Origin of the sequence: Bacteroides sp. 4_1_36, from assembly GCF_003466325.1 — a bacterium.
GTDB classification, from domain to species: domain Bacteria; phylum Bacteroidota; class Bacteroidia; order Bacteroidales; family Bacteroidaceae; genus Bacteroides; species Bacteroides uniformis.
The window spans coordinates 1-23,873 of record NZ_QSOX01000027.1 but is presented as its reverse complement, the minus strand read 5'-3'; the positions used below and the strand labels follow the sequence as shown (position 1 = coordinate 23,873).

At 49.0% G+C, this 23,873-nt stretch carries 19 protein-coding genes; 10 read left to right on the top strand and 9 right to left on the bottom strand.

What is annotated here, in order from left to right:
• The first annotated feature begins 1 nt into the window (after nucleotide 1).
• The 3 genes from DXD65_RS18805 (at nucleotide 2) to DXD65_RS18795 (ending at nucleotide 2,792) form a co-directional block, all read left to right on the top strand.
• On the top strand, nucleotides 2-688 hold the full coding sequence (locus DXD65_RS18805; protein WP_117887862.1) for an energy transducer TonB: 687 nt from the start codon (nucleotides 2-4) through the stop codon (nucleotides 686-688).
• Between the two features lie 316 nt (nucleotides 689-1,004).
• On the top strand, nucleotides 1,005-1,649 hold the full coding sequence (gene pdxH / locus DXD65_RS18800) for a pyridoxamine 5'-phosphate oxidase (RefSeq protein WP_005828057.1): 645 nt from the start codon (nucleotides 1,005-1,007) through the stop codon (nucleotides 1,647-1,649).
• Between the two features lie 99 nt (nucleotides 1,650-1,748).
• Nucleotides 1,749-2,792, top strand: coding sequence for a DUF2776 family protein (locus DXD65_RS18795; protein ID WP_117887861.1), 1,044 nt, complete (start codon nucleotides 1,749-1,751; stop codon nucleotides 2,790-2,792).
• Here DXD65_RS18795 and pgl read toward each other — a convergent pair.
• From pgl to gnd, 3 genes are read right to left on the bottom strand one after another with little or no spacing between them, the layout of a single operon-like run.
• Nucleotides 2,785-3,501, bottom strand: a complete 717-nt coding sequence (pgl, locus tag DXD65_RS18790) for a 6-phosphogluconolactonase (protein ID WP_005828055.1) — start codon at nucleotides 3,499-3,501, stop codon at nucleotides 2,785-2,787. The genes DXD65_RS18795 and pgl overlap by 8 nt on opposite strands.
• Nucleotides 3,498-4,994 (bottom strand): glucose-6-phosphate dehydrogenase, encoded by a 1,497-nt coding sequence (zwf, locus tag DXD65_RS18785; RefSeq protein ID WP_117589218.1) that lies wholly within the window; start codon nucleotides 4,992-4,994, stop codon nucleotides 3,498-3,500. The genes pgl and zwf overlap by 4 nt, the downstream gene beginning before the upstream one ends.
• A 17-nt stretch (nucleotides 4,995-5,011) precedes the next feature.
• A complete protein-coding gene (gene gnd / locus DXD65_RS18780) occupies nucleotides 5,012-6,487 on the bottom strand; it encodes a decarboxylating NADP(+)-dependent phosphogluconate dehydrogenase (RefSeq protein WP_034523384.1) in 1,476 nt (491 codons plus the stop codon).
• A 128-nt stretch (nucleotides 6,488-6,615) separates the two neighbouring features.
• On the opposite strand from gnd, the gene DXD65_RS18775 reads away from it, so the two are divergent.
• From DXD65_RS18775 to DXD65_RS18745, 7 genes are all read left to right on the top strand, one after another.
• Nucleotides 6,616-7,776, top strand: coding sequence for a dicarboxylate/amino acid:cation symporter (locus tag DXD65_RS18775; protein ID WP_005837656.1), 1,161 nt, complete (start codon nucleotides 6,616-6,618; stop codon nucleotides 7,774-7,776).
• Between the two features lie 74 nt (nucleotides 7,777-7,850).
• Complete coding sequence (gene gmd / locus DXD65_RS18770; RefSeq protein ID WP_005836261.1) at nucleotides 7,851-8,927, top strand: GDP-mannose 4,6-dehydratase; 1,077 nt, start codon at nucleotides 7,851-7,853, stop codon at nucleotides 8,925-8,927.
• Between the two features lie 26 nt (nucleotides 8,928-8,953).
• Nucleotides 8,954-10,030 (top strand): GDP-L-fucose synthase family protein, encoded by a 1,077-nt coding sequence (locus DXD65_RS18765; protein WP_087332586.1) that lies wholly within the window; start codon nucleotides 8,954-8,956, stop codon nucleotides 10,028-10,030.
• A gap of 20 nt (nucleotides 10,031-10,050) precedes the next feature.
• Entirely contained in the window at nucleotides 10,051-12,465 is a 2,415-nt protein-coding gene (locus DXD65_RS18760; RefSeq protein ID WP_117887860.1) for a TonB-dependent receptor, read from the top strand.
• A 100-nt stretch (nucleotides 12,466-12,565) separates the two neighbouring features.
• A complete protein-coding gene (locus tag DXD65_RS18755; protein ID WP_117589210.1) occupies nucleotides 12,566-14,224 on the top strand; it encodes a long-chain fatty acid--CoA ligase in 1,659 nt (552 codons plus the stop codon).
• A 55-nt stretch (nucleotides 14,225-14,279) separates the two neighbouring features.
• Nucleotides 14,280-15,827 carry a sulfatase gene (locus DXD65_RS18750; protein WP_005828045.1) on the top strand — a complete coding sequence of 516 codons (1,548 nt, stop codon included), beginning with the start codon at nucleotides 14,280-14,282 and terminating at the stop codon, nucleotides 15,825-15,827.
• 8 nt (nucleotides 15,828-15,835) lie between these two features.
• Nucleotides 15,836-17,122 (top strand): LA_2272 family surface repeat-containing protein, encoded by a 1,287-nt coding sequence (locus tag DXD65_RS18745; protein ID WP_008663090.1) that lies wholly within the window; start codon nucleotides 15,836-15,838, stop codon nucleotides 17,120-17,122.
• Between the two features lies 1 nt (nucleotide 17,123).
• Here the strand turns inward: DXD65_RS18745 and DXD65_RS18740 are convergent, their stop codons facing one another.
• The 6 genes from DXD65_RS18740 to DXD65_RS18715 all read right to left on the bottom strand — a co-directional run bounded on the left by DXD65_RS18740 (nucleotide 17,124) and on the right by DXD65_RS18715 (nucleotide 23,789).
• Nucleotides 17,124-19,112: a fructose-1,6-bisphosphatase gene (locus tag DXD65_RS18740; protein ID WP_005828043.1), complete on the bottom strand. Its 1,989-nt coding sequence runs from the start codon at nucleotides 19,110-19,112 to the stop codon at nucleotides 17,124-17,126.
• 54 nt (nucleotides 19,113-19,166) lie between these two features.
• Nucleotides 19,167-20,837: a putative transporter gene (locus tag DXD65_RS18735; protein ID WP_005828042.1), complete on the bottom strand. Its 1,671-nt coding sequence runs from the start codon at nucleotides 20,835-20,837 to the stop codon at nucleotides 19,167-19,169.
• A gap of 93 nt (nucleotides 20,838-20,930) precedes the next feature.
• Nucleotides 20,931-21,944, bottom strand: coding sequence for an inorganic phosphate transporter (locus DXD65_RS18730; RefSeq protein WP_005828041.1), 1,014 nt, complete (start codon nucleotides 21,942-21,944; stop codon nucleotides 20,931-20,933).
• 12 nt (nucleotides 21,945-21,956) lie between these two features.
• Entirely contained in the window at nucleotides 21,957-22,604 is a 648-nt protein-coding gene (locus DXD65_RS18725) for a DUF47 domain-containing protein (RefSeq protein WP_005828040.1), read from the bottom strand.
• Between the two features lie 28 nt (nucleotides 22,605-22,632).
• A complete protein-coding gene (locus DXD65_RS18720) occupies nucleotides 22,633-23,280 on the bottom strand; it encodes a DedA family protein (protein WP_005828039.1) in 648 nt (215 codons plus the stop codon).
• A 95-nt stretch (nucleotides 23,281-23,375) separates the two neighbouring features.
• Complete coding sequence (locus DXD65_RS18715) at nucleotides 23,376-23,789, bottom strand: hypothetical protein (protein WP_005828038.1); 414 nt, start codon at nucleotides 23,787-23,789, stop codon at nucleotides 23,376-23,378.
• Nucleotides 23,790-23,873: the final 84 nt, after the last annotated feature.

Genomic DNA, 23,873 nt, shown 5'->3' with positions numbered 1-23,873 from the left:
TATGGAAATCAAGAAAACATCCAAAGCAAGCCTGGAAAACAAGAAGTCAAGTTGGCTACTTGTAGGTTATGTAATTGTGCTGGTCTTCATGTTCGTTGCATTTGAATGGTCGAAGCGTGATGTTAGGATTGACATGAGCGGTGCTATTACCGAGAACGTATTTGAGCAGGAAATTGAAATTCCTATCACGGAGCAACCCGAATTAGTAGCTCCACCACCCCCTCAAGCTCCTGCAATTGCCGAGGTATTGACAATTGTGGATGATAATGACAATGTGAAAGAAACAGCCATTGCCTCTTCCGAAGAAATCGGTGAAGCTGTAATCATCAACCCCATATCTCCAACCGTAGATGAAGAGATTCCGGTAGAGGATGAGATTTTTGAAGTTGTAGAGAAGAATCCCGAGTTTTCTTATAATGGCATGAGTCTGATGCAATATCTGGGTAAGAGTATAAAATACCCGACTATTGCACAAGAGACCGGAACCCAGGGGCGCGTAATAGTACAATTCGTTGTCAACAAAGACGGCAGCATCGTAGATGTAAAAGTAGTAAGAGGCGTAGATCCCTATCTGGACAAAGAAGCTATCCGTGTGATTTCCACCATGCCCAAATGGAAACCCGGTGAGCAACGAGGCAAACCGGTCCGTTGTAAATTCACAGTTCCCGTAATGTTTAAATTACAATAGCAGACATGCCAGTGTCCACTTTCCACTTGTCTCCATAAGGTAATCTCCAATATCCGAGGGTGTGTCGAAACTGGTATTCACCACAGATTACACAGATTTGCACAGATAAGCATCTTTGATTATCAGTAGATTAAGCTCATTCTGTGTTAATCCGTGTAATCTGTGGTGAATTTTGACACACCCCCATTTTTTTAAGTATCAACACAGCCATTTCCTTCTTCCATATTTTTCTTTCCGCAGAAAAACAAAAACATTCAGCCCTCTCAGACTGTTACATAGAAAAACAATATATCACTCCTGATAAAACCACACGATAATGAAATCACAACTCTTTGACATCAGAAGAGAATATAAGAAAGGCAGGCTGACACCGGGTAACCTCAACGACAATCCCTTTGAGCAATTCGACCATTGGCTGAACGATGCTATCCATAGTGATGAGTACGAGCCCACCGCCATGACGGTAGCTACAGTCTCGACAGACGGGCATCCTTCTACACGCACAGTGTTGCTGAAAGGGGTGGAAAATGGCCGTTTCATCTTCTTCACCAACTACGAAAGCAGGAAAGGCCGGCAACTGACTGCAAATCCGTATATATCCTTATCTTTCGTATGGCACAAACTGGAAAGGCAAATACACATTGAAGGAAAAGCTGAAAGATGCGCTCCTGCCGATTCTGACGCCTATTTTGCAAGCAGGCCTTACAAAAGTAAAATCGGGGCGAGGATTTCACCCCAAAGTCACGTCATCGGCAGCCGTATGGAGATAATGCGCGCGTTCGTCCGCGAAGCGGCAACATGGATAGGGCAAAGTATCAAACGTCCCGACAACTGGGGAGGTTTTGCCGTCACCCCTTTCCGTTTTGAATTCTGGCAAGGACGGGAAAGCAGGCTACACGACCGTTTCCTCTATTCCCAACAAGCGGATGGCAGCTGGAAAAAGGAGAGGCTGGCTCCCTAAATACGGACAGGGAAACACTTCTCATCACAAATAAATCTTAAAAGGAGGAACAAAGCCACAGAAACGCTGTTTGAAGGGGAAACTCTAAAAACAACAGTTATGAATTACGGTATCAGTATTCTTTTCAGGGCTATACCCTTGTTGATGGCCCTTTTCTGTTTCGGCTACGGAGCCTTTGTGCTCCACGAAGGACTGGATTCGGCAAAATTTGTGGCCGGTCCGGTAGTATTTTCCTTAGGGATGATTTGCATTGCCTTGTTCGCCACAGCGGCAACAATCATTAGACAAATTATTCATACCTACAATCCGATAGCCAGATACGCACTTCCGGTTATTGGTTACCTGGCAGCCGTACTCACAGTAATCTATGGTTGGAATTATATGCACGAAGCTGCCACGGCAAGCAATTTCGTGGCAGGACACGTGATTTGCGGAGTCGGTTTCATCACAGCTTGTGTAGCTACCACAGCCACAGCCTCCACCCGCTTCACCCTCATTCCCGCCAACTCGGAACGTACCGACCAGCTACAACCTGCCGATGCATTCAATTCCTCCCAGGGATATATCCTGATAGCAGTTGCCACCCTTATGGCAGTAATGGCATGGATATGGGCCTTCTGGCTATTGTCAAAAAGCAGCGAGCACAATGCATATTATGTAGCAGGCCATGTCATGGCAGGACTTGCTTGTATCTGTTCCAGCTTGGTGGCGCTGGTTGCAACCATCGTCCGCCAGATACGCAACAACTATACAAAGTCTGAACGGAAACAATGGCCGGCCCTTGTTTTGATAATGGGCAGCATAAGCATTCTCTGGGGACTTCTGGTCTTGGTCAACAGCAATCCGGCACTCTCCTCCACAGGATATATTATGATAGGCCTGGGACTGGTATGCTACAGCATTTCCAGCAAAGTCATACTACTTGCCGCCATCTGGCGGAACACTTTCAAGCTGGCCAACCGCATCCCGCTGATTCCGGTCTTCACGGCCCTGGCTTGTCTGTTTCTCTCCGCCTTTCTGTTTGAGATGGCAAGCCTGCACAATGCCTATTTTGTCCCTGCACGCGTACTGGCAGGTTTGGGAGGCATCTGCTTTACATTATTCTCCATCGTAAGCATTCTGGAGAGCGGTACATCTAAGTAGACATTTTCCCGCCATTGGCCTGAGCATCGAGGAACAATTCCACACGCTCGGCATGGTGGGCCACATAAGCTGCCGGACCGGTATCCCCGGAATCAAGAATATCGCGGACCACATCCGCCTTATTCTTGCCGGTAACAAAGAAAATAAGATTCTTCGCAGCAAACAAAAGGCAGCCGGTCATGGCTATGCGTTTCTGCCCATTATAGGGATTGACACTCACCTCATAAGGATGAAAGGAAGAAAGCAGATATTCCTGCCCCGGAAAGATAGAGGAGGTATGCCCGTCGTCTCCAGCACCGAGCAAAACAACATCGAAGGCCGGGAAGCCACCCCAAAGCGGAACCGTGCGGCAAACCAGCGTCGAATAGTTCTTTGCTTCAATCTCCGGGCGGTTCACTCCATAAATAGGGTAAACGTATTCATCGGGCATGCCTACTTCATCCAACAGCAAACGGCGCATGGTACCATAATTGCTCTCATAATCCTCTGCCGGCACACACCGTTCATCCACCCAATAAATCCGCATCCGCATCCAAGGAGTCACCTCCTTGTACTCGTTAGCCCAAATGTCAAACATCAACGAAGGAGTACTCCCCCCGCTGAATGCAAAATAAAAGGTCTTTTCCGGCTCACGCTCCATCATCGCAATCAAATGTTCAATCAACGCATGTGCCGTAGCTGTAGCCGAATGGTAAACATAACTTTTCATAACTCGCAATATTCATCTGTATTAGTCAAATTCTTACACGGATTAGTCCACTCAGCACCATGTTCGTGCATCATCGCTTCACTTTCCAAAGGTCCCCACGTACCTACGGGATACCCATATAAAGGAGCATCCGTATGCTCTTTCCAATAACGCAACACGGGATCGAAAAAGCGCCATGAAGCCTCTACCGCGTCGCTGCGGGTAAAGAGTGTAGGGTCACCTTGTATGCAGTCCTCTATCAGACGGGCATAGGCATCGCCGGTAGGCAACCCGCCCAACTGGTCATAACTGAAGTCCATCATCACCTGCTTCACGTCAAATCCCGGTCCGGGAGTCTTCATGCCGAATTTCAGCACAATACCTTCATTGGGTTGCAGGCGGAGAATCAGCTTATTCGCGCGGGGACAATGTCCACCCTCGCAACGGAACATCTGATGGGGCGTCTCACGGAAATGTACAACAATCTCAGTCACCTTTGTCGGCATTTGTTTGCCGGTACGGATATAGAAAGGAACACCCTTCCACCGCCAGTTGTTAATACCGATTTTCATGGCAATATACGTTTCGGTACGCGAATCAGGTGCCACGTTCTTCTCTTCCCTATACCCGGCTTTCGAGCCCGAAGCCGTATATTGTCCGCGGACAATGTGTTCCTCCAAATCCTCCTCTGTCAAGGGAGCCAATGACTCATAGACCTTCACCACCTCGTTGCGGAAATTATCGGCATTGAAAACGGCAGGCGGTTCCAATGCTGTGAGCGCCACAAGCTGTATGAGGTGGTTTTGTACCATATCGCGCAGGGCTCCGGCACCTTCATAGAATCCGCCACGTCCTTCGATACCCAGATTCTCTACGGCTGTAATCTCCACATAGTCTATATAATTACGGTTCCATAGCGGTTCGAAGATTCCGTTGGCAAAACGGAAGGCGAGAATGTTCTGCGCCGTTTCCTTACCCAAAAAATGGTCGATGCGGTAAATCTGATGCTCCTTGAAAACGGAAGCATAAATGCTATTCAGCTTTCTGGCTGACTCCAAATCGTAACCGAACGGCTTTTCAACGATGATACGCGTATCAGGACGGTTCAGACCGGCCGCCTTCAAGTGCAAGGGAATGACACCGTACAAGGAAGGTGGAGTAGCCAGATAGAACAGCAGGTTGTCCGGTTTCTGCTCACCGGTAAACTCTTGTAAACGTCCGTCCAGCAGATGATAGCCTTCAACCTCGGCGGGATCCAATGTCTGGTAATGCAGATGGCTGCAAAAATCCCTCATTTTATCTTCCACCTGCTCTCTGGAAGCTACGAACTTACTCAATTCACTCATTATATATTCTTGGTAACGGGCATCCGTATACTCGGTGCGTCCTATCCCCAGAATGGAGAATCCTTCCGGCAACCGCCCGCCACTATACAAAGTATAGAGCGCCGGCATCAGTTTGCGCTTCGTCAAGTCACCCGAAGCGCCGAATATAACAATCACTAATTTATTCATCATCTTCTCCCCCTTTCTCACACATTGTACGTACCCGATTTCGTATCTCCTCCGTGTCCCGTCCAATTTTCATGGAAAAACTGTCCACGCAACTCGTCTGTCCTTTCAAAGGTATGCGCACCAAAATAGTCACGTTGCGCCTGAATCATATTGGCAGGCAACTTGGCAGACACCAGCGAATAGAAATAATTCAAGGCGGACGAGAATGCAGGCACCGGAAGTTCCTCTTTCATGGATTGTGCCACCAGATGTTTCCAGCCGGAAAGCAACAGCTGCATTTCATTTTTGAAATAAGGAGCCAACAGCAGATGTTTGGGCTTGTCTTTTGCCTCGAAAGCCGTAGCTATGTCGTTCAGGAAAATACTACGGATGATGCAGCCGCCCCGCCACATGCGTGCGATGGATGCCAAATCGAGGTTCCAGGCAAAAGCGTCGGATGCACGCTGCAACACGGCGAATCCCTGAGCATATGACACTAATTTGGAAGCATAGAGTGCGGAATAGATATCCTTCACCATCTCCGACTTGTTGTACACCGCCTGCGAGCGTCGGCATACAAATTGCTTGGAAGCCGTTTCACGCAAGCCCTTCTGTGCCGACAAACTACGTTCGAACACAGCCGTAGCAATCAGCCCCAACGGCATGCCCAGCTCCATCGCATTGATAACGGACCACTTGCCCGTACCTTTCTGTCCGGCGGTATCCAATATCTTATCTATCAGGTAACCTCCTGATTTGTCCTTATGACGCAGTATGTTGGCGGTAATTTCAATGAGATAGCTACGCAACTTGCCCTCATTCCAATCAGCAAAGATTTCCGCCATCTGTCCATTGTCCAGACCAAGCAGATTCTTCATCACCCAATAAGCTTCGGCAATAAGCTGCATATCTCCATATTCGATACCGTTATGTATCATCTTGACGAAATGACCGGAACCGGCAGGACCAATCCACTGGCAGCACGGGGTACCGTCAGATGCTTTTGCCGCAATACTCTGCAGGATAGGCTTCACCTCAGGCCAGGCACTTTCAGATCCTCCGGGCATGATAGACGCGCCGTTCAGCGCTCCTTCCTCTCCACCGGAAACTCCAGCTCCCACAAAACGGAAGCCTTTCTTTTCGGCCAATGCCACACGCCGGTTGGTGTCCTCATAATTGGAATTACCACCGTCAATCAGGATATCCCCTTCGGACAAATGGGGAAACAGCTGTTCCATCAGTTCATCCACCGCACTGCCGGCACGAACCATCATCATTATTTTGCGGGGTATGGCAATGGAAGTTACAAATTCGGCTATATCTGTATAGCCTTCAATTTTTTTCCCTTTGGCGCGGCCGTTCACAAAACGTTCCACCACCCCTTCTTCCACTCCCGGAACCGTACGATTATATACCGAAACATTCCATCCCTTATCTGCCATATTGAGGGCCAAATTCTCGCCCATAACTGCCAGACCGATAAGTCCAATGTCTGTTTTATTTAAATTCTTCATATTCATGTAAATTTTGTCTTTATATGGAAACAAAATGCTAACAGCATTTGTTCGTATGAATTACGAAAATAAAATAGTACTTTTGTCAGCGAAAGCCTATTTTTCAACCAGACAGAAAACCAATGCTCATGAAGAACTTCCACATCGGACTATTGCCACGCATCATCATTGCCATTATCTTAGGTATACTTTTCGGAAATTTCCTACCGGCTTCGCTGGTACGGCTGTTCGTAACATTCAATGCCATTTTCAGTGAATTCCTGAACTTCTCCATCCCCCTCATCATTGTGGGACTGGTCACGATTGCCATTGCCGACATCGGCAAAGGAGCCGGACGGATGCTGGTCGTCACGGCGCTCATTGCTTACGGAGCTACCTTATTCTCCGGCTTTCTCTCCTATTTCACCGGTATGGCGGTATTTCCTTCCCTCATAGAAACCGGGGTGCCGTTAGAAGAAGTCAGTGAGTCTCAAGGCATTCTTCCCTATTTTTCCGTGGGTATCCCGCCCTTGATGAATGTTATGACCGCACTCGTACTTGCCTTCACACTGGGGCTGGGCCTGGCTCATCTGAAAAGTGAGGTACTGAAAAATGCGGCACGCGATTTTCAAGAGATTGTCATCCGCATGATCAGTGCAGTGATATTGCCGCTGCTTCCCATCTATATTTTCGGCATTTTCCTCAACATGACGCACAGTGGACAAGTATTCGGCATCCTGATGGTCTTTATTAAGATTATCGGTGTAATCTTCCTGCTTCACATCTTTCTCCTGGTATTCCAATACAGCATTGCGGCACTGTTTGTCCGCAAGAACCCTCTCAAACTACTGGGACGGATGATGCCTGCCTACTTCACGGCTCTAGGCACTCAATCCAGTGCCGCCACTATCCCCGTAACATTGGAGCAAAGTCGGAAGAACGGCGTCTCTGCCGATATTGCCGGATTCGTCATCCCACTTTGCGCCACCATCCATCTGTCGGGCAGCACATTGAAGATTGTGGCATGCGCCCTGGCACTGATGATAATGCAAGGCATGCCCCATGATTTCCCTCTATTTGCAGGATTCATCTTCATGCTGGGCATCACTATGGTAGCCGCTCCCGGGGTACCGGGAGGCGCCATCATGGCATCACTGGGCATCCTGCAATCCATGCTGGGCTTCGACGAGTCGGCACAAGCGCTGATGATTGCACTATACATAGCGATGGATAGCTTCGGTACTGCCTGCAATGTGACGGGCGACGGGGCAATCGCACTGATTATCGACAAAGTGATGGGAAAGAAATAGTTTATATTTTGCTATCTCGTGGAAAATAACGAATATTGCAGTCCGAAAAGACATAATAACAAGAAGCATACATTATGAAGAAAGCCCTTATCTCCGGCATTACCGGGCAGGACGGCTCGTTCCTTGCCGAATTCCTCCTGCAGAAAGGATATGAAGTGCACGGTATCCTGCGTCGCTCTTCCTCTTTCAACACCGGCCGCATCGAACACCTCTACTTCGATGAGTGGGTACGCGACATGAAACAGAAACGTACCATTAACCTGCACTATGGAGACATGACAGACTCCAGCTCTCTCATCCGTATCATCCAGAGTGTGCAGCCGGACGAAATATATAACCTTGCCGCCCAAAGCCATGTCAAAGTATCCTTCGACGTGCCCGAATATACCGCCGAAACCGATGCCGTAGGCACCCTACGCATGCTCGAAGCCGTACGCATTCTCGGTATGGAAAAGAAGACACGCATCTACCAGGCCTCCACTTCCGAGCTCTTCGGAAAAGTGCAGGAAGTGCCGCAAAGCGAAACGACCCCGTTCTATCCCCGCAGCCCCTATGGCGTAGCCAAACAGTATGGCTTTTGGATTACAAAGAACTACCGCGAAAGCTATGGCATGTTTGCTGTAAACGGCATACTCTTCAACCACGAGAGCGAACGCCGAGGTGAAACCTTCGTGACAAGAAAAATCACACTGGCGGCTGCCCGCATCGCCCAAGGCTTCCAGGACAAGCTGTATCTGGGCAATCTGGATGCCCGGCGCGACTGGGGATATGCCAAAGACTACATCGAGTGCATGTGGCTCATCCTGCAGCACGACACCCCCGAAGACTTCGTCATTGCCACCGGAGAAATGCATACCGTACGCGAATTTGCGACACTGGCATTCCGAGAGGTAGGCATCACTCTGTGCTGGGAAGGCCAGGGAGTGGATGAGAAGGGTATCGACACACAGACCGGAAAAGTCCTCGTGGAAGTCGACCCCAAATATTTCCGGCCTGCCGAAGTGGAACAATTGCTGGGCGACCCCACCAAAGCAAAAACACTGCTGGGATGGAATCCGAGGCAGACCAGTTTTGAAGAGTTGGTACGCATCATGGCAGAGCACGACATGAAATTTGTGAAGAAACTGTATTTAAGAAGCAAAGAGCTTTGAATGAACTATTAAACTTTCAGACAACAATGTTAGACAAAAATGCCAAAATATATGTAGCAGGCCACCGGGGACTGGTAGGTTCTGCCATCTGGAAAAATCTTGAGGAGAAAGGATACACCAATCTCATCGGCAAGACCCACACAGAACTCGATCTGCTCGACGGAGTTGCCGTACGCCGCTTCTTCGACGAGGAACAGCCCGAATATGTATTCCTTGCCGCCGCCTTTGTGGGTGGCATCATGGCCAACAGTATCTACCGTGCCGACTTCATCTACAAGAACTTGCAGATACAGCAGAACGTCATCGGCGAAAGCTTCCGCCACGGAGTGAAAAAACTTCTCTTTCTGGGCAGCACCTGCATCTATCCCCGTGATGCCGAACAGCCGATGAAAGAAGACGCACTCCTCACTTCTCCGCTGGAATACACGAACGAACCCTATGCCATCGCCAAAATAGCCGGACTGAAAATGTGCGAAAGCTTCAATCTTCAATACGGTACGAACTACATTGCCGTGATGCCCACCAACCTTTACGGTCCCAACGACAACTTCGACCTGGAACGCAGCCACGTGCTCCCTGCCATGATACGCAAGATACACCTCGCCCACTGCCTGAAACAAGGCGACTGGGATGCCGTACGCCACGACATGAACCTGCGTCCGGTGGAAGGCATCAACGGCGACAGCAGCAAAGAGGACATTCTGAATATCCTCCGGAAATACGGCATCAGCGAAGAAGAAGTGAGATTATGGGGTACCGGCACCCCCTTGCGCGAATTCCTCTGGAGCGAGGAGATGGCAGATGCCAGCGTCTTCGTCATGGAACACGTCGACTTCAAAGATACCTTCAAGCCGGGCGACAAGGAAATCCGCAACTGTCACATCAATATCGGTACGGGCAAGGAAATCACTATCCGCCAGTTGGCAGAGCTGATTGTCAACACCGTAGGCTATCAGGGCCGGTTGACCTTCGACACTTCCAAACCCGACGGCACCATGCGCAAACTGACCGATCCCGGTAAGTTACATGCATTGGGATGGCATCATAAGATTGATATCGAGGAAGGTGTGCAACGCATGTACCGATGGTACTTGGGAAAGTAATTAGTGACGTCTGATTAGCCATGAATGCCATACGGTACAATGTGGAAACTGTATTGTTTATATTGCTGATACTTTTATCAGGTATCAGCCCAACCATGAATGCCATGATAGCTCCCGTGACCTATTCCGTTCGCGGCAAAGTCATCGACAGACAGTCCAGACAACCCGTGGCCTACGCCAACGTTTTCGTTGCCGGCATCCCCGGGAAAGGGGCATCCACCGATTCACTCGGCACATTCAAGATAGAGCAGGTACCTCCGGGCATCTATAGCCTTGAGGCATCCTGCATAGGATACCAGACTGTTTCCACCCCCGAATATATCGTTTCAGCCTCAACCCCGTTCATCGAGATAGAGATGGAAGAGGATGCCAATCTGCTGAACACAGTAGTGGTGGTGCCTTCCCCCTTCCGGCGAAATATCGAAAGCCCGGTCAGCATGCGTATCATCGGCTTGCAGGAAATAGAGAAAAGTCCCGGAGCCAACCGGGATGTTTCGCGCATCGTACGCTCCTATCCCGGCGTCTCTTTCTCTCCCATCGGCTATCGCAACGACTTGATTGTTCGGGGCGGTTCTCCTTCCGAAAACCGCTTTTATATGGATGGCATCGAAATCCCCAACATCAACCACTTTGCCACTCAGGGTGCATCCGGAGGACCGGTAAGTATTGTCAATGCCGACCTGATACGCGAGATTACATTTTATACGGGCGCCTTCCCCGCCAACCGCTCCGGAGCCTTGAGTTCCGTCCTCGACTTCCAACTCAAGGACGGAAATCCGGACAAGCAGGCGTTCAAAGCCACCATCGGCGCATCGGAAGTCTCGCTCAGCGGAGCAGGCCATCTGGGGCAGCGCACCACTTATCTGTTCTCCGCACGCCAGTCCTACCTGCAACTTTTGTTCAAGGCTTTGGGACTGCCCTTCCTGCCCAATTTCATTGACGGACAATTCAAAACAAAAACCCGTTTCAACGAGCACAGCGAGCTGACCCTGCTTGGTCTTGCAGGCATTGACAAGATGAAACTGAATACCGATGAAAAAGGAGAAGATGCCGAATATCTGCTCAGCTATCTCCCCACTATCCATCAGGAAACATTCACTCTCGGAGCCTCTTACAGACACTACAATGGAAGGCACGTACAATCCCTTATACTGAGCCATAACTACCTGAACAACCGCAATCTGAAATACCGCAACAACGATGACTCTTCCGAAGACAACCTGACCCTGCGCCTACGCTCCACAGAACAAAAGACCACCCTGCGTTTCGAAAACCAAACGCGCTTGGGAGCATGGACCCTAAAAGAAGGAGCAGAACTGAACAACTCCATCTATACAAACCACAGCAGGCAAAGACTATACGGCAGTCATTCGAGTACGCTTTCCATCTACGAAACCTCACTCAACATCTTCGGCTGGGGGGCTTTCTTCTCTTCCAACTATACCACCGCCGACAAGCGTCTGGCCCTTTCTGCCGGTATCCGTATGGATGGCAACACTTACAACCGAAAGATGCGGCAGCTATGGAAACAGTTCTCCCCACGCCTCTCTGCATCCTACAAACTCTCGGAACAATGGACCCTGAGCGGAAGTACCGGCCTCTACCACCAATTGCCTCCCTACACCGCTTTGGGATATAAAGACAATGAAGGGCAATATCTCAACAAAAACCTGAAGTACATGCAGGTCTTTGAAAGCAGCCTCGGTGTGGACTGGCACCTGCAAGACCGGTTCATGGTTTCTGCAGAAGGTTTCTTCAAGCGTTACAGCCGTATGCCACTTTCCCTCCAAGACAACATTCCGTTGGCATGCAAAGGAAACGATTACGGTGTCACCGGCAACGAAGCACTCGTCCCTACAGCCAGCGGCAGGGCCTACGGACTGGAAACCATGTTCCGCTGGCAGGCATCCGGCAAGTTCAATCTCGTATCCTCCTTCACCTTATACCGCAGCGAATACCGCAACCGTTCAAATGGAGACTTCATTCCATCTGCCTGGGACAACCGTTTCATACTCAACATGAGCGGTACATACAACCTGCCCCGGCGCTGGAGCATAGGAGGCAAGCTAAGCTATATAGGCGGCAGCCCCTACACTCCCTATGATGAAGACAAATCATCACTCGTAGAAGCATGGGATGCCAAAGGACAGCCCTACTACGACTATGCGTACTATAATACCGGGCGGCTTCCCAACTTTGCCCAGTTAGACTTGCGTGTGGACAAGTCCTTCTACTTCCATCACTGCATGATAGGAATCTATCTGGACATACAGAATATCACCGGCAACAAACTGAAGCAGCCGGATGTGATAATGAGTACGGGCATCATCGAAAATCCGTCTGCTCCTGTTGCCGAACAGCGCTATAAAATGAAATACCTCAAGCAGGAAAGCGGCACTATCCTGCCTACTTTAGGTATAACTGTCGAGTTTTAGCAAATAGCCGCCATAAAAACTATTTTCCCTATAAAAGTTTGCTTTCTATATATAAACCCTTATATTTGCACAATTTTCAACCAAATGTGCAATTAATATCATGGAACAAAGTTTTATCGCCTATATAGAGAATAGCATAAAGGAAAATTGGGATTTAGACGCTCTGACCGACTACAAGGGAGCAACTCTACAATATAAGGACGTAGCCCGCAAAATAGAAAAGCTGCATATCATTTTCGAGGCAAGCGGCATCAAGAAAGGCGATAAGATTGCCGTCTGTGGCCGCAACAGTTCCCACTGGGGCGTAACGTTCCTCGCAACATTGACCTACGGTGCGGTAATCGTCCCCATCCTTCACGAGTTCAAGGCAGACAATATACACAACATCGTGAACCATTCCGAAGCCAAACTGCTTTTCGTAGGCGACCAGGTTTGGGAAAACCTCAACGAAAGTGCCATGCCGCTGCTGGAGGGCATCATGATGATGGCAGACTTCTACATTCTTGTCTCCCGCAGCGAAAAGTTGGACTATGCCCGCGAACATCTCAACGAAATGTTCGGTAAAAAATACCCCAAGAACTTCCGCAAGGAGCATGTCAGTTATCACAAGGACCAGCCCGACGAACTGGCGGTCATCAACTATACATCCGGCACCACCAGTTACTCCAAAGGAGTGATGCTGCCCTACCGCAGCCTTTGGTCAAACACCACTTTTGCTTTCGAAGTATTGCCGCTGAAAGCCGGTGACAAGATTGTCTCCATGCTGCCAATGGCACATATGTACGGACTTGCATTCGAGTTTCTGTATGAATTCGCCGTAGGTTGCCACATATTCTTCCTCACTCGTATGCCCAGCCCCAAAATCATTTTCCAGGCTTTCACCGAAGTGAAGCCTAACCTGATTGTGGCTGTTCCGCTCATTATCGAAAAGATTATAAAGAAGAGCGTACTGCCCAAGCTGGAAACTCCCGCCATGAAGCTGTTGCTGAAAGTACCCATCATCAATGACAAGATAAAGGCGACCGTACGCGAACAAATGATTCAAGCCTTTGGCGGAAACTTTGCAGAAATCATTGTAGGAGGAGCTGCCTTCAACCAGGAAGTGGAGCAGTTCTTAAAGATGATAGATTTCCCCTATACGGTAGGCTATGGAATGACGGAATGCGGCCCCATCATCTGTTACGAGGATTGGACCCGCTTCAAACCCGGTTCTTGCGGAAAGGCCGCACCGCGTATGGAGGTGAAAATCCTATCATCCGATCCCGAAAACATTCCGGGAGAGATTGTCTGCCGTGGTCCCAATGTCATGCTGGGTTACTACAAGAACGACGAGGCCACCGTACAGGTACTCGACAAAGACGGCTGGCTGCACACCGGAGACCTTGCCCTGATGGATGCCGAAGGCAACGTAAGCATCAAGGGACGCAGCAAGAACATGCTCCTTGGTCCGAGCGGTCAGAATATCTACCCGGAAGAGATAGAAGACAAACTGAACAATATGCCGTATGTAGCCGAAAGCATCATCGTGCAGCAGAATGAGAAACTGGTAGGTCTGGTTTACCCCGACTTCGATGATGCCTTTGCCCATGGGCTGAACAATGACGACATCGAACGCGTCATGGAGGAAAACCGTGTGGCACTGAATGCAGAACTGCCCGCATACAGCCAGATATTCAAAATGAAAATCTATCCTGAAGAATTTGAAAAAACGCCGAAGAAATCTATCAAACGCTTCTTGTATCAGGAGGCCAAAGGATAATGTAAAAAAACAATTAAACTACAACCTATCTAACCCTTTCTAAATTATTATCTAAATGAGAAACGAATTATTATTATCCGCCATGCTTCCGATATGCGGAATGGCGGGAGAAGCGTATGGCATGCCGCCTGGGGATGCCGTACCTGCTCCAAAAGAGCAGCCAAACATCATTCTGTTCCTAGTGGATGACATGGGATGGCAAGACACGTCCCTCCCCTTTTGGACACAGCGTACCAAGTACAACGATACGTACCATACTCCCAACATGGAACGGATGGCTACACAAGGCAAAATGTTTACGCAGGCCTATGCATGCAGCATCAGTTCACCTACGCGTGTCAGCCTTTTTACGGGCATGAATGCTGCCAGGCATCGAGTCACCAGTTGGACCCTCCGCAAGAACACTACCCATGAACAACCCGACTCGGTCATGATTTATCCGGAATGGAACGTTAACGGCATTTGTCAAGAGCCTGGCGTGGAACGGACCACACAAGTCACCTCCCTGGCCGAAGTGCTCAAAGACCATGGCTATCACACCATTCATTGCGGAAAAGCCCACTTCGGTGCTGAAGGCACTCCCGGAGCCGACCCGTTGAAAATGGGGTTTGAAGTGAACATAGCCGGACATGCTGCCGGTTCACCTGCCAGCTACTATGGCAAGGAGAATTTCGGCAACAAAACAGACGGTAAAAGCCCGCTGGCTGCCGTACCCGGTCTGGAGAAATATCATGGAACCGACACTTTCCTAAGTGAAGCCCTTACCATAGAGGCCATGAAGGCCCTGGACGATGCACAGCAGACTGACAAGCCATTCTTTCTGTACATGGCACACTATGCCATCCATACCCCTATACAACCTGACATGCGTTTCTACCAGAAGTACCTGGACAAAGGCCTTCCTCCGGTAGAAGCTGCCTATGCTACTCTCATTGAGGGTATGGACAAAAGTCTGGGAGACATTATGGATTATCTGGACAAGAACAACCTGACGGAAAACACTATCCTCATCTTCATGTCCGACAATGGCGGTTTGGCGGCCCATACCCGCGCCGGACAACTGCATGTCCAGAACTATCCGCTCAACAGTGGTAAAGGTTCCGCCTACGAAGGAGGCATACGTGAACCGATGATTGTCCGCTGGCCGGGCATCGTAGCGCCCCAAACCCAATGCGACCATTACCTGATGATAGAGGACTTCTTCCCCACCATCCTTGAGATGGCAGGCGTAGACAACTATACAACCGTACAGCAACGCGACGGCATCAGTTTCATGCCATTGCTCACCGGAAAAGGTAAAATGAAAGACCGTGATATCTACTGGCATTATCCCAATAGCTGGGGTCCTTCCGGCCCGGGCATCGGAGCCACTTGCTCCATCCGTTCGGGCGAGTGGAAGCTGGTGTATTATTTCGGTGACGGTAGACGGGAACTTTTCAACATCCCCGCCGACATCAGTGAAAAACATGATATGGCCCGAGAGAAGCCTGAAGTTGTCAAAGAGTTGTCACGGAAATTAAGTAATTACCTCCGGTCTGTGGATGCGCAGCGCCCTCTGTTGCGTGCCACCCGCCAACCAGCTCCCTGGCCGGACGAAATATAGAAAAAAGTATGAAACGAAACCTTTCCCTCCTCCTTGTGTCCCTGCTTTTTGCAGGGACAGCTCTTGCCCAAGAACATAATCCGGGCAGCGTACAGCCGGATACGATTCAGAAATCCTCCGAGAAATCTTTCCGGAAACAACGCTCTCCACGAACAGACCATGGCCCGGTAGGTATCAATATCTCCTTATGGAAAAACATCTCCACACAGCGGACTGATACCATAGGAAGCACCTGCTTCAATCTGGGTGTGTTCTCCTCCATGAACCGTCTGAATGGCCTCGGCATGAATATTCTTGGCAGTGTAACCGGCAGGGATGTGAACGGTGTACAGATGGCAGGTCTGTCAAATATGGTGGGGGGAAGCATGCGAGGCATGCAGATAGCAGGAATTACCAACATCAATGGCAACAACCTTATCGGAGTATCCGTTTCGGGACTGGTAGGTATCACCGGAAACCATGCGCAAGGCGTCATCATTTCCGGTCTGGCAAACATCAGTGGGGACTATAATCGTGGCGCCTCCATAGGCGGCCTGTTGAATATCAGCGGAGAAGGTGCTTCCGGCATACACTTTGCCGGACTCGCCAATATTTCCGGTGGAAATTTCAAAGGATTTTCAGGGGCCGGCCTGCTAAGTGTAATCGGTGAAGACTTGAATGGCATGCAGATGTCCGCCCTTACCAACATCACCGCCGGAGATATGACCGGTGTTCAGGTTTCCGGCCTGGGCAATGTGGTGGGTGGTACAGCCCGAGGATTACAAATAGGCGCTGCCAATATGGCCATACGTGCCAAAGGGCTTCAAATAGGTCTATTCAACTACTACAAAGAAAAATTAGATGGTTTCCAGTTGGGATTAGTCAATGCCAATCCCCAAACAAAAGTTCAACTGATGTTTTTCGGTGGTAATGCCACCAAGCTGAATGTAGGTGCCCGTTTCAAGAACCGGCTCTTCTATACCATCCTCGGTGGCGGTACCCATTATCTGGATTTTGGCGATAAGTTTTCCGCTGCCCTCTTCTACCGTGCCGGTCTTGAATTACCGCTCTACAAACAGCTGTTCATCAGCGGAGATCTGGGATACCAACATATAGAAACCTTCAAGAACAAGGACTACGGCATTCCGGCACGTCTCTATGCCCTCCAGGCACGTGTCAATCTGGAATACCACCTGACCGAGCGCTTTGGCATATTCCTCACCGGCGGTTATGGCGGCAGCCGCTACTACACCCAAGGGAAAACCTATGACAAAGGCATCATTGTAGAGGGCGGGGTGACGATACTGAAATTATAAATTATTGTTTCTCCTTAATCAGCCCCGTCCTATACGCCACCAGCAGTTTCATCAAATCCTGAATCTGCGTAACGAGTTCACTTCCTTTATCCGTATCCTTCACCATCATACGCTGCGAATTGAATTCGACAACCAGGGTTGTAGACTTGATGTCTTGTCCTTCTTCAATGGCTTTCTGACGGCTCTGGAACGGCTCATGCTGCACCAACTGCAAGCCGTGGGAATGATATACCAGCGTATATCCCGCAATTCCCGTTTCCGGCTGATAGGCTTTTGAAAAACCACCGTCAATCACCAGCAGCTTACCATCCGCTTTGATGGGTTTCTCACCTTTAATGGTCTTTACCGGTACATGTCCGTTGATGATATGCGAATGTGGCCCCGGCTTCACGCCGAACTCTTCAAGAATGCGGTCACACACCTCAGCCTCGTTGCGCAAAGCATAGTAATGCCCTTTCGTCTCCTTATGCAATGTTTTGTCGGCCACAAAATAGCGTTCAAAGGTAGCCATCTTGTCTTTATCGAAGGAAGGGGCATCCGGTCCGCACCACATGTACCAGACATAATCCAGTGCAAACTGTTTCTCGTCCGAACCGTCCTCGTCAAAGTAAGCGGTACGTATCAGCTGGTCGGTCTTTTTCAGCAACTTACGTCCCCAGTATTCCTTTTGGCCGATGCGGACATGTTTAAAACTGCCGTCCGCATTCAGAGGCACGGAAGCATGATAAAGCAGGTTACTGTTGCACACCAGATACATGCCGCCATACGTAAACAAGCAGCGCATGTGCTTCTTCATCTTCTCGCTGTTCATGAAAGAAGAATGAATCCGGTGCATCAGTTCGCGCTCTTCGTCCGACAGACGATACGGGTCCGCCGGGTCTACGGTGGGGAAATTCACATCGCGCAACGGATATTCCTTGCCTTCGTATACAAACACACCACGCTCGAAATCCACCAGATGCAGCAGTTTCCGGTTCTCCATACCGAACTCAGGACGGCGGCTGATGATTTCCGCCTCCAGTTTCAACTGGATAACCGTAATCGCCTTGTGCATCTGTGTAATCAGCCGCAAGGTCTTCTCATTGTATTCCGCATCGGCAAAGTTCATTTTCGGCGCAAAGATGGTGCAAGGGTCATCCGCATAGGTATCCATGGCAAACGTTGCAAGAGGCAACAGATTGATGCCATAACCATCCTCCAGCGTTGCTAAATTGGCATAGCGCATCGACATACGGATTACGTTGGCTATACAAGCATCATTACCTGATGCGGCACCCATCCACAGAATATCGTGGTTACCCCATTGGATGTCGAAATTATGATAATCACAGAGAGTATCCATGATAATATGCGCACCCGGTCCGCGGTCGTATATATCGCCCACGATATGCAGCGAGTCGATGGTCAAGCGCTGGATAAGGTTGCACATCGCCACAATAAAATCATCCGCACGCTTCGTAGAGATAATGGTACTGATTATGACATTGATATAGGCATGCTTGTTAGGTTCGATGCTCGATTCGTGCAACAGCTCTTGAATGATATACGAGAACTCTGCTGGAAGTGCCTTGCGTACTTTCGAACGGGTATATTTGGACGAAACGTTCTGGCATACTTTTACCAACTGGTTCAGTGTTATCAAATACCAGTCATCCAGGTCCGTTTCCTGCTCCTTGATAAGTTGCAGCTTCTCTTCCGGATAATAAATTAACGTACAGATTTCCTTCTTCTCACTTTCGCGCAGTGTATGCCCGAATATTTCGTTCACCTTACGTTTCACTGCCCCCGATGCATTCTTCAGCACATGCTGAAAAGCCTCATACTCGCCATGAATATCCGTCAGAAAATGCTCTGTACCTTTCGGCAGATTCAGAATGGCCTCCAGATTGATGATTTCTGTACTGGCATCAGCAATGGTAGGAAAACTGCGTGATAATAATTGCAAATAACGCAAGTCATTGACAATACTTTCCGGAGTTATATTTCCCATAGTTATTTAATTGATAGTTGATAATTGACAGTTGATAATATCCCTCATTCTTCATTATCCATTAATGAAGAACATGAGCAGCACTTGGGCTATAATTACCCGTAGAAACATGCACAGCGGATAAACCGTAGCATAAGCTACAGACGGATTGTCTCCCGGAATGGTGTCGTTGGCGTAGTTCAGCGCCATGGGGTTTGCCATGCTTCCGCACAGCATACCCGCCATTGTTCCGAAATCTATCTTCAGCCACTTGAAGGTAACGATACCCATAATCAATACCGGAACCACAGTCAACGCAAAACCCGTAGCAATCCATAACAGCCCTTCCGGCCGGAATACCGTATCGAAGAAATGGGCACCTGCATCCAGTCCCAGGCAAGCCAGGTAAAGAGACAATCCCAATGCACGGAGCATCAGGTTCGCACTGCGCGTAGTATAAGTCACCATGTGCATCCTCGGACCGAATGTCCCGATAAGAATACCTACGATGATAGGGCCTCCTGCCAATCCGAGCCGCACGGGAGCGCTGATGCCGGGAATGGAAATAGGAATTGCTCCCAAAGCCAGACCGATGACAATGCCGATAAATACCGCCACCAAGTTCGGTTCCTTCAGGCTTTTCACAGCATTGCCCAGCACCTTCTCCACATTTTGTATAGCAGCGGCTTCGCCCACTACGGTCAGGCGGTCACCCAATTGCAAGGTCAGTTCCGCTGTGGCCAGCAGCTGCACGCCGCTACGATAAACCCGGCTGATATTGATACCGTAATGATTACGCAGATGGAGAGAACCCAGCTTCTTGCCGTTCAACTCCGGGCGCGTCACCACGATACGTTGCGAAATCAACTGGCTGTCTATGGCATTCCAGTCTATATCTTCCTTGTTCCAATCAGTATGCTCCTGCTCGCCGAAAAGCACGGTCAGAGCCGGCGTATTTTTCTCCGAGGTAATCACCAGCAGGCGGTCACCTTCCTTTATAATCTTTTCCGAGGTAGGAATACTCACATTCCCATCCCGCCACAAGCGGGAAATCACGAACTTCGGATAGCTGTTCAGCCCGCCTATTTCCTTGATACTCTTGTTGAAGATGGCAGGATTGTGCACCTGGAACGCAACAATGTAAGGCTTGTTCACGTCATCCTTCTCTTTCAATTCCAGGTCTTCCTTATGCGCCAGCGTCTTACGGATGAACAGTACGGCCAGAATGACCCCTACCACCCCCAGCGGATATGCCACCGCACACCCCAAAGCAGGGGTACTGGACTCCAATCCCATCTGTTTCAATGTCTGCTGTGCCGCACCGAGTGCCGGTGTGTTTGTCGTGGCACCGCAAAGTATGCCCACCATATCCGGCAGGGATACTCCCAACCCATAGCTGCCCAGTACAGTCAGCAGGGTGCCGATAAGCACTACACCCGTGGCGAGCATATTCAGTTGTACCCCTCCTTTACGGAAAGAGCTGAAAAAACCCGGTCCCACCTGCAAACCCAAAGCATACACAAATATCACCAGCCCGAAGCTTTCCGCATAATTCAGCATCTGCGGGTCTATGGACAACCCGAAATGCCCGGCAATGATGCCGGCAAAGAATACAAACGTCACTCCCAATGAAATGCCGCAAACATGTATCTTCCCCAATCCCAATCCGATAGCAGAAATCAGTGAGAGTACCACAACCGCCTGCAAGGCGGAGTGCTCGACGAATAAACTATATAGCCAGTCCAATGTGCATTCTATTTTACAGTTTCAGGCTGCAAAGATAGTGCAAACCTCATGCAAAATAAAACGAACCCGTCTATTTTTTATGCGGCAGCACTTCTAAAAAAGGGATACGATACAATAAATCCCTGCTGCCAGCAAAGCACTGACGGGGATAGTCAGCACCCAAGCGGTCATCAGACTCTTCGTAACTCCCCAACGCACAGCCGAAAGCCGCTTCGTGGCCCCTACTCCGATAATAGCTCCCGTAATGGTGTGTGTCGTACTTACCGGAATCTTCAGATACTCCGTCAGATAAAGCGTAAACGCACCGGCAGTTTCCGCAATCACCCCTTCCAGTGGCGTCACCTTCGTAATCTTAGTCCCCATGGTCTTCACAATCTTCCACCCGCCGGACATGGTACCGAGTGAAATGGCCGTAAAACAAGAGAATGCCACCCAGTCCGGCAGGTCATCAATACTGTTTATCCCCATTCCCAGTCCTTCCGAATGTCCGGCTATCATAGCCGCAGCAATGATACCCATTACCTTCTGTGAATCATTCAGACCGTGCCCGATGCTGAACAAAGCCGAAGACACCAGCTGCAGTTTCTTGAACCACACCTCGGCCGTATGGGGATGCGCCCTGCGGCAAATGTACAAGACCAACAACGTAAAACCAAATGCCACCACCATACCAATCAAGGGAGCCAGAAAAATGAATGCCGCAATCTTCAGAATGATACTCAACTGGATGGCCTCAAAACCGTGTGCCATGATGGCAGCTCCGGCAAAACCTCCGATAAGCGTGTGCGAAGAAGAGGAAGGGATTCCCTTCCACCAAGTGAACAGATTCCAGGCAATAGCCGCAATCACGCCGGCCAGAATGATAGGCAAAGTAATGTAAGGCTCCATCACCGTTTTCGATACGGTGTTGGCAATGCCGAAACCGCCGATGACACACTTGGCGATGAAAAAGGCCACAAAATTGAAGAAAGCCGCCCATATCACCGCCTGAAACGGTGTAAGCACTTTGGTAGACACAATGGTGGCAATAGAATTGGCCGCATCATGAAAACCGTTGATATAATCGAATATCAGAGCCAGTACAATGATAATCACTAATAGTTCCATGCGTCCGTTCGTTTATGCGTATTTCACAATCAGGCTCCTCAAAATCTTGCCCACGTGTTCGGCTGCGTCCGTCGTTTTTTCCAACTCATACATAATCTCCTTGATTTTGATGAGTTCAATGCAGTCCTTCTCTTCTTCAAAAAGCCTGGTGATGAAAAATTCATAAATATCATCTGCCCGGTTTTCTATGTCATGCAGCTGGTTGCAATATGCGCGCAGCTTATCCGGACTCTTGCGGAATGCCTCCAGTTCATCCATGGCCTGGCCGATGAGGGCCGCTTCTTGTTGAACCATATGTCCCAGCTCTTTCCCCTTGTCCGAAATAGGATGCGGATTATAGATAGTGATACGCTTGGCACAGCTGTTTATTCCATCAATCACATCATCCATGCCCGAAGCCAGGTCATGGATATCCTCCCGGTCAAAAGGAGTAATGAAAGTAGTGCCCAGTTCATCCAGAATCAGATTGGTCAGCTTATCGCCCTCGCGCTCCAAATCTTTGATTCGTTTATAATCTTCCGCCCTCTTCTCAGGCGAGTCATGGCCCAATATTTCTATCAACAGAGCCGACGAGGACAATAAAATCTCAGACAATTGCTTCAGCAAAGGAAAGAATTTCGGTTCTTTCGGTGTGAACCGGCTAAAAAAAGAATTCTTCATAATGGATAAATGTACTAAGTATATTAATTTATTTTTGTTTTCGTTGTTTCAGTCTTGCACGCAGCACTTCTACCACGGCCGGCAGTATGGAAACCACAATAATGGCCACAATCAGCAGTTTGAGGTTCTCTTGTACAAACGGAAGGTCACCGAAGAAATAACCCGCATAACAGAAGATGGCAATCCAGCAGGCGCCCCCAATCAGGTTGTACAGCATGAAGTAATAGTAATGCATCTTACCCATCCCCGCCACGAATGGCGCAAACGTACGGACGATAGGCACAAAACGGGCTATGATAATTGTCTTGCCTCCATACTTCTTATAGAACTCATGGGTCTTGTCGAGATGGCTTTGCTTGAATATTCTGGAATCGGGATTATTGAAGAGCCTTTGCCCGAAGAAATGCCCTATCATGTAGTTGCAAGAGTCGCCCAATACCGCGGCAACAAACAATATCAAAGCCAGCACATTGACCTCGAGAGGCATGTCGGGCAGTGCGGCAATAGCTCCCGCCACAAAAAGCAGGGAATCGCCCGGCAGGAAAGGTGTGACCACCAGCCCCGTTTCGCAGAAAATAATCAGAAACAATATGGCATACGCCCACATATGATATTCCTGCACTATATCAATCATATACTGATCGATATGGAGAATAAAATCTAATAGAAAATCCATTATATATTGATTATCAGTACTTAAAAAATAGAGAAAAACTCGGCATGGGGAGACGGGCAATCTCTCTGGCTCCCGAAAGAGAGGAAGGGAAAGTACTAAATAAGAATACGCCTCAGCGTATATACATAATATCTATATGAAATCTTATGGGGATGGAAAGTAAAGGGGAAAGAAGTTGTCTTTTCTTCCGGGAGCAGAGTTTTCAGGGTTCTCGCAACCTTGGCGGCAATGAAGTCCGGATTAAGCCTCAACAATTTCGAGCAAGAGGCATGCCGTAATGAGAAGGTATTTCCTATGCAACCGGCATCTGCCAGGCAATTATAATTCGCGTCCTCCCCTTTTTCCTGGCATTGTCTGCCATCTGCCCCCGACAAGCTGTGCTGGGCTCCGGAGAAATAATGCACATCCGCAGTAGGGAGTGTCTTACATCCCTCCATATCATCAGAAACGGAAGTGAACTTCGATATGAGGAACAACCCTAACAAGATATAGAATATACATTTCGCCATAGCGGGTGCAAATATAGAAACTATTGGGTCAATGTAAAAACCTGAGGGGTAAATTTATAAATTATTATCTTTGTCTCCAAATTC